We start from the raw sequence: 7727 nt of genomic DNA on the forward strand, positions 1-7727 counted from the left end.
TAGAGGGGGATGGCTTTTTCATGAAAGCATTCCTGCGTAGCATGTTTCGCCGAAGAGGCGGCGAGACCTACAACCCAGAAGTTATTAACCGGCAGATGAGATACGGCGTCTACTGTCAGAAATGACAGGTCGGGATAGGTTATCCGACAGGTGGAAGATGTCGTCAGCGCCATGGTGCGGACTTCGTCGCGTCTTTACGCAGGATGAATGTACTGAACGCAAGAAAGCTGATCAGTACATCATCGACCATACACAATGCCTTCTTCTTGAATATCCTTGAGCAAGCCTGCTCGGGCAGTATCGAGGGCGGTTTTTTCGCTGAGAATAAAACACTCGAAGAGCCCCGCCTGTACGTCTTTGGCCCACAGCCGCCGACCTCGGGTCACGATCTGGTACTGCATCACGGTCGTTGCCGCGCGCAAATCAATCAGGTCCACCGGAGCCCCAGCTATATCCGCCAAGTCCCCTGAAAGTTGCCATAACAACACAGGGTCAAGCTGACCGGACAAGAGCACAGCCATATCGACATCACTGTCAGGTCCGGCGGTGCCCTGTGCATGGCTACCGAACAGGTAGACCGCCAGTAAATCAGGCAAATGGTTTTGCAGATGAGTCAACAACGCTTGAATGTTCATGCTGCCTATCCTAGCCGCTCGTCCTGATATCGGGTCAAAAATTTAGGTGTTCGGTCCCTCGATGGTGATGCGCGATGGCTGCGACCTGATGGATGTGCAGGGGGGGCGGTTGCGGGTCTGACTGCTTAAACCGTGTAGCTAAGCAAAACGGCAGGCACGGCATCCAAATTGACAAAACTAATGAAAAGGGGAGCAGGGCTCCCCTTGGCGTCGCGGACCTTGGCGAGATTACCTCAAGGCCTCAAGGTAAAATTATCGTAGACCGACCCACCGCGTATATCGACTAAATCAATGCGTTTGAACGGCCTTGTGGCTGTGTACTCAAACCAGCCTTTTTGTCCACTAGGAACGGGACCGGTGATATCTGGGAACCGAATGGAAATGATCATCTCATTCTGCTCATCGTACAGTCTGACGTAACACGGAAAATTGTAAATCCATTGGCCGAACCGGAGGTACGTCGCAGCCCTGGCCAAGTCGATTTTGACGGATGCGTCGCTGCTGATGTAGAGCGCGTGATTTATGATCTCGGGTTCGAACACCGTGGTCTCTTTTACAATTTTCACAGGAAGTGTTGGCCCAAGGTCTTTCAACGTTGTAATCGTGGCGGCACCTCCGGCTACCACTATTGATGTACCCACCGGGATAGGTGTTGGTGAAACGTCCTCGAAGTCGATCACCCATTCTTCAACAACCGTAAAGGTGCGAGCGTCCGATACTGGATTGTTGCCATAGAGCCCTTTGGCGGTGAAGCTGTGGAAGCCTGGGGCCAACCCGTTCTGGTGCAGGCTCCAGTTGCCATCGCGGTTGGCGTCGGCGGTGTCTTTGAAAGTGTTCTCGTCGAAGATCTCGACGGTCTGGTTTTGCAAGGCCGTGCCGAACAGGGTGACGTTGACCTGGTCGGTTACCCCACCGTCAGCCACTTCCGCGCCCGTGGCGGTTCCCACATTCGTGATGCGCGGGGGGACGACATCGGTGATGACGTTGAAGGTTTTGACCGCCGAATCAGGTACGTTAGTGCCGTACAGCGCTCTGGCCTTGATGTTGTAGGCCTTGGTGGTCAGTCCCGTGAGGGGCGCGGTCCAGCCGGTGGCGTTGGGAGAAATGGTGATCGGATCGCCTATGGCGTCGTTTCCGTCCATCAGCTGGATCTGCTGACCGAGGCTGCCCGTGCCGATGACGGTGACGCTGGTCTCGGTAGTGGTCCCGCCGACAACAGAGCCTTTGGAGTCGACGATATTGACAATGGTCGGGGTGAGCGTGGCAGTGACCTTGAAGGCTTTTACCGCCGAATCCGGCAGGTTACTGCCGTACAGCGGCCTGGCCTTGATGCTGTAGTCCTTGGCGGTCAGTCCGGTGAGAGGGGTGCTCCAGGTTGTCCCCGGGGCGGAAATGTCGACAGGGTTGCCGATGTTGCTCGTATCGTCCATCAACTGGATCTGTCGACCGCTGCTGCCGGTGCCGGTGACGGTGACGCTGGTTTCGACGGTGATCTTGCCGACCACAGTGCCCTTGGAGTCGGTGATATCGGTCAGGGTCGGTGCCACCAGCGCAACAGCCTTGAGGGTATAGGTGCGCAGTGGAAAATCGACCGCGTTGGCCTGGGTCGAGCTCTGATCGAAGGTCACTTGCAGCACCACGTTCAATGCCGAGCCGTCGCGCAATTTCTCCAGTTCGCTGCGCAACAGCGGTGTGGACAACCCGGCCGTCACTTCCGAGGGAACGACCTCGTAAGCCGTGTAGAGGGTGATGGTATAGCGCGAGTTGTCAATCGCCGTCCCCTCGACGCGCAGCCAGACGCGCTGACCGGCGGCGATCAGCGGCCACGGTGCCACGGTGACCCGCGTATCGCCGACAAAGGTCGACAGATCCAGTTCACTGCCAATGCCGCCTTGCGCGGCCTGGGGAATCAGCGGCATGGGCAGACTGATGTCGGGTATCGTCTGCACATTCAGCGTCAATGCACGGGACGGCTCGGATTCGCTGCCGCTGCGTGGGGTCACGGTGTAGGTGACCGTCACCGACCGGCCCAGGTTGTAGGCGGTGAGCGAAATCGGAAGGGGGATTTCGCGCTCAGGTAGCAGTATTTGCAGCGGGGTGGTGTGCGAACCGTCACCGGGTGCGCCAGCCCAGGTGACGCGAACCTGATCGCCGGGTTGGACGTTGTAATTCGGAATTTCCACGGTCAGGGCATCCTGGGCCGACACCGGATTGAGTTGCTGGCTTGGCGCATTGCCGGTGGCCTGTTTGACGCTGGGGGCGGGCAGGTCCAGGGCCACGCGAATGGTATAGGTGCGCGGCGGGAAGGGAGTGGCGTGGCTTTCGTCGGTGCTCTGGTCAAAGGAGGCCTTGAACTCCACCGTCAATGTACTGCCGTCGCGTAGCGATTGCAGGTCGGTGTAGGGAATGGGGACTTCACCGTATCCTTGCTGATACCACGCCGCGCTCACCCAATTATTCGCTCCGAGCCATTGCTTCTCGTAACGTGAGCCATTGTCTTTGGTGCCTTCCAGGCGCAACCAGATGCGTTGGCCTTGTGCAATAAGCGGCCAACTGTCGATACGTACGGTGGCGTCACTGGTCAAGTTGCTCACATCCAGTTCAGGCCCTTCGCCGTTATTGGCGGCCTCCAGGATACGTGGCTGGCTCGGCTCCAGTTCATTGGCGGGGATGTCCAGTACCGCCAGATCGAGTGGGGCAGACGGCGGCGATTCGGTTCCGCCGCTAGGGGTCACGGTGTAGGTGACCGTCACCGACCGATCCAGGTTGTAGGCGGTGAGCGAAATCGGAAGGGGGATCTCTCGGCTGCCCGGCAGCGCTTGCAACGGGGTGGTGTGCGAACCGTTGCCGGGTGTGCCAGCCCAGGTTACGCGGACCTGATCGCCGGGTTGGATGCCGTAATTCGGAATTTCCACGGTCAGGTCATCCTTGGCCGCCACCGGATTGAGTTGCTGGTTGGGCGAAACTCCGGTGGCCTGCTTGACGCTGGGAGCGGCCAGGTCCATGGGCGTGCCGATATACATCGGCAGGATCTCCGAGGGACTGATCCTTCCCGTCACACGGGTCACCCAATAGGAGGCCTTCACGGTGCCCCCTTCGTTGTTCTTGATCAGGTCGAAATGGATGGAGAAGGGGATATCCTCATTTTCGTTGATTTCAGTGACGAGGGTCGAGTCGATTTTTATCCCGGTTCGCGAGCCGTTCCAGACATAGTGCACCTCATCACCGCGAATCTGATCGGTATATTGCCGAACAATCAGCCGAGTACCGACGGGCACATCCGCAGGGTCGAGAACGCCGTCCTGCTCGCCTTCGACATCAGGTGGAGGTAGCTCGGCGACGGGCTCGCCGATGTTCAGCAGGTCGGCATGCAGGGACTGGCGACTGACGACTTCGCGAGCCTCCGTATCGCGCAGCAGCAGATAGAAGAGCTCCAATGTGCCGCCATCGATGGCGCGTAAATGCTCCCCGTCGACCGAGATGTGGAGCGACTCTTTGTCCCTCTCTTCGCCATCGCTGATAGGGCGAAGAGGAAGGGTTGGCAAGTAAATCTGGGGGCCGCGAGTGCCGAGCCACTTCAGGTCGATGACTTGCCCTTTGGTCATGCTTTCATCCCAGGGAATCTCGATCAAGGTATAGGGCAACGCAGGATCAAGGGTGCCGGCAATAGCGTCCTCGGCGATGGGCGCGGCCAGTTGTCTGGCTTCGCCGATGACCTCGATGAACTGGCTTTTGGAGCGCAGGTCGGCGGAGCCGTCCGCCTTGACCAAACGGTAGGAGAGCGCCGCCCGGGTGTTGACCAGTAGACGGACATCGATGCTGGGCATGGGAATATCGACGATGCTGGGCACACTGGTAACGGTTTTAAGCTCATACACACGGTCTACCGTTTCGCCCTCTAGCGAGATGCCTCGCAGGCGTATCTCGATCTCGTCGCCCGGGGCGAAGTCGGTGCGGCCGGGGACGAGGTTCATCGCCATGACGCGAGCGGTCACCGTGTCGGGGTTGGGCAAGGTGTCCATGTTCAGGACGTTGTTGAAGGCTTCCTCGATAATCGGCGCGGTGAGCCGTGGGCTGCCGGTGTCAACGTCGATACGAATCGTGGTGCTCCAGTCCTCGGAGCGGTTATTGACCACATCCAGGACATCGAAAGCTACGGGAATGCCGTCGGCCTCGGAGTCGCCTTCCTCGTCGATCACCGCCTTGTCGACGATGATGACAATCACGTGGTTGTCGGGATCCTTGGCTTCCTCGTCTGTCACGATGTGCTCGACTTTCTCGCTCCCCCAGTACAGGCGAATGCGGTCGCCTTCTTCGATATTGGGATAGGCCGGCATCCCGGCAACGGGGGATTTGATTTCGATCGGAACGAAGGGGGTATCGGCATCGACGCCCTCCAGGAGGATATCTTCGGGAATCACCATATGCAGTTCGGAATGGCCGGGAGTACCGGGGTCCATGTCGCGTCCGCCGGGGCGTGTCAGCTTGATGTAGACGTTGGTGCGGGGCGAAGGATCGGGATCGGTACCGGGCAGCGTGACCGTATAGTCCAGGATGAAATAACCGGTGGTCAGGCGATCAGACTCAATGAACAGCGGTACGGGCTTGCCGATTTGGCTGTTATCACCGATGAAGCCGGAGGTCATCACTTGGTTATTGAGCCTGACATTGACGCTGTCGCCGATATCCATGTCGTCCCCCCACGGCGGGACCTCTACCAACAAGCCCTCGGGGAAGGTGGTGACGGCCCCGATATTGATGCCCCAGCTGTCAGCAGGCATGGGTGGGTTAGGGCGCTGTTTAGAGGAGATCGTGATTTCAGCGAGCGCTAGAGTACCGGCTGAGCGGGTCATGGCGTAACTCCAGTCAAGGTTGACGGTGGAGTTAATTGGGCGCCGCAAACGGGAGGCTGGCTACTGTCAGAAATGACAGGTCGGGCAGGTTATCCGACCAATGGCGCCTGTCCAGCCCGTTGACCTGTCATTTCTGACAGTAGCCAAGACCAGGTCCAAGGGATCAAATAACCCCATCAACCCAAGCCCTGGTGCTCGCCACCTTCAGGTCAAGTCGTCGATTCGAAGCGCGCATGCGAGGCCTCCGCCCTCAGTCCAGCTGCCAGCCTGGCAAGGATACAACCATGAACGCTTTGAACGCTTTCAGCCGCTTGCTGTTCCCGCCCCTCGATCTTGAGAACCGCCCCCTGACGTTGCTTCCGCTGTTTTTGTCGGGCATGGTCGATCCGGTCGTAGGGCATGACGGTGGGGTCAATCAGAGGATGCTGGACAAGGATGAAAATCCCCTGGGCCTGCTGTGTGTGATCGATCCCTACGGCACTCCCGGCGATCCCGACGATGACATGAAGGAAGGCGACAAGCTCGAAGTGTATTGGGACACCACCGCGATCGGGAATGCCACGGTTCAACTGGGGAATATCAATAAGCGTGTGAACCTCTTTGTGTCGACCGATCCGATCGTTCCCGAATGGGGCGAGCTGTTCTATGAATTGACCCGGGTCGATTCGACGACCCCCGAGAAATCAATCGGGTTGAGCATAAGGGTCAAGATCGACCGGCCGGGCGGGCCCGATCGGAATCCGAGCGACCCCGATGGCCACTCGGGGCTGCAAAAGCCCGGCTTACCGCCGGATCTGGGCACCGTCGATGCCGACTGGGCCGCCAGGGGCGTGCCGCTGGTGATCGAGCATTATCCGAATCGGAGCGCCCGTGACACGATCCAACTGAAGTGGGGCAGTGTCTTTGTCCGTCGACAAATCACCGAGGATGAAGCCCTTGGCACCGCGCCCGTTACCTTGCGGATCGAGCAGGACACCATTCTCGCCGCGGGTGACAGCAATGACTTGCTGGTGCACTACGAAGTGTTCGACGAAGTCTGGAATTTCTCCAGCCGCTACTCTAAAAAAACCACGGTGGTGGTCGAGGCCGGCGCCTCGTTCCTGGATCCGCCGATCATCCAGGACGCTGACAATGGCGTGATCGACCTGGAACTGTTGGGCAAGGAGGATGCGACCCTCTTTGTCTTCGTTTCAGGGCCCGTTTTTGCCTTGAATGACACCCTGACCCTGACCTGGACCGGCACGCCTTCCATTGGTAGCCCGCTGATCAATAGTCAGAGCAAGGTGATCAGCAGCGTACCGGGGATTGTCGAGTTCAAGATTCCCAATGCCGAGATCCGCGCCATCGCCGGGGGCTCCGGCGATGCCTGGTACAAGCTGGAGAAGATCAACGGTGACCTGCCCCAGTCGTCCAAACATGCCTTTGCCACCGTAGCGGGCGACCCGATCCTGCTGCCCGCGCCAACGATCAAGGAGTTGATTGGCGATACCCTGGAACCCGACCAGCCCTGGGCCATCGTGCAGATTCCGGCGTACCCGGGGATGGACTATGGCGACTGGATCGATATGGTCTGGCTGGGCATCGACGCCAACAACAACCCTTATATCCATGAGGACGTACATCCGGTAACGGAGAGTGAAATCGGGACGGTCATCGATATGCCGGTCTCGGCTGAACACATCACGGCGCTGAACAACGGCAGCCTCGATCTGTTCTACCGGGTCTCCCGGGACGATGTGATGCTGTACGGCGTGAAGGAGTCCGACCACCTGGCGGTCAAGGTGCGGGCGATACAGGCCGACTTGCCGAAACCCAGGGTTATCGAAGCGCCGGACGATGTGCTGGATTATGAGGCGGTCACCGGCGCGGTGACCTTGTACGTGGACTATCCGGGCACGGCCGCGGGGGATGTGCTGAGGTACTACTGGATCGGCAATCCCGTCGACGGCACGGCCAGCGATTGGGTGCCGATCACCGTCCCGAGCGCCGGCCAGCCGGTGGAGTTCAGGATCAAACGGCAACTGGTCGACGCCAATATCAACCGCATCGTCAAGATTCGCTACACGCTCAAGCGCAAAGCCACCGGGCAGTACAGTTACTCCGAGTTGCTGGAGTTGTTGATTGGCAAACTCCCCCTCGCCTGAACGACTACGAATGACATCAGGGCTGTAGGTCTCGCCGCCTCTTCGGCGAAACATGCTACGCAGGAATGCTTTCATGAAAAAGCCATCCCCCTCTG

General features: G+C 58.9%; 3 protein-coding genes. 1 reads left to right on the plus strand and 2 read right to left on the minus strand.

Going from position 1 to position 7727, the window contains the following annotated elements; translation table 11 throughout:
• Window positions 1–239: 239 nt before the first annotated feature.
• Together M5B42_RS31935 and M5B42_RS31940 are read right to left on the minus strand one after the other, a co-directional pair.
• The gene (locus tag M5B42_RS31935; protein WP_248748051.1) at window positions 240–635 is read right to left on the minus strand and encodes a nucleotidyltransferase domain-containing protein; all 396 of its coding nucleotides are present in this window, start codon (window positions 633–635) and stop codon (window positions 240–242) included.
• Between the two features lie 233 nt (window positions 636–868).
• Window positions 869–5488, minus strand: coding sequence for a hypothetical protein (locus tag M5B42_RS31940; RefSeq protein ID WP_248748052.1), 4620 nt, complete (start codon window positions 5486–5488; stop codon window positions 869–871).
• Window positions 5489–5772: 284 nt separating this feature from the next.
• Here M5B42_RS31940 and M5B42_RS31945 point away from each other — a divergent pair, with 284 nt between their 5' ends.
• Window positions 5773–7632, plus strand: a complete 1860-nt coding sequence (locus M5B42_RS31945; protein WP_248748053.1) for a hypothetical protein — start codon at window positions 5773–5775, stop codon at window positions 7630–7632.
• Window positions 7633–7727: the final 95 nt, after the last annotated feature.

The organism is Pseudomonas sp. MWU12-2037, assembly GCF_023242345.1.
Taxonomy (GTDB): domain Bacteria; phylum Pseudomonadota; class Gammaproteobacteria; order Pseudomonadales; family Pseudomonadaceae; genus Aquipseudomonas; species Aquipseudomonas gingeri_D.

What these genes read in the sequence shown, in the direction of transcription:
- M5B42_RS31940 (WP_248748052.1), bottom strand. Translation starts at nt 5,488, where the DNA reads ATGACCCGCTCAGCCGGTACTCTAGCGCTCGCTGAAATCACGATCTCC.
- M5B42_RS31935 (WP_248748051.1), bottom strand. Translation starts at nt 635, where the DNA reads ATGAACATTCAAGCGTTGTTGACTCATCTGCAAAACCATTTGCCTGAT.
- M5B42_RS31945 (WP_248748053.1), top strand. Translation starts at nt 5,773, where the DNA reads ATGAACGCTTTGAACGCTTTCAGCCGCTTGCTGTTCCCGCCCCTCGAT.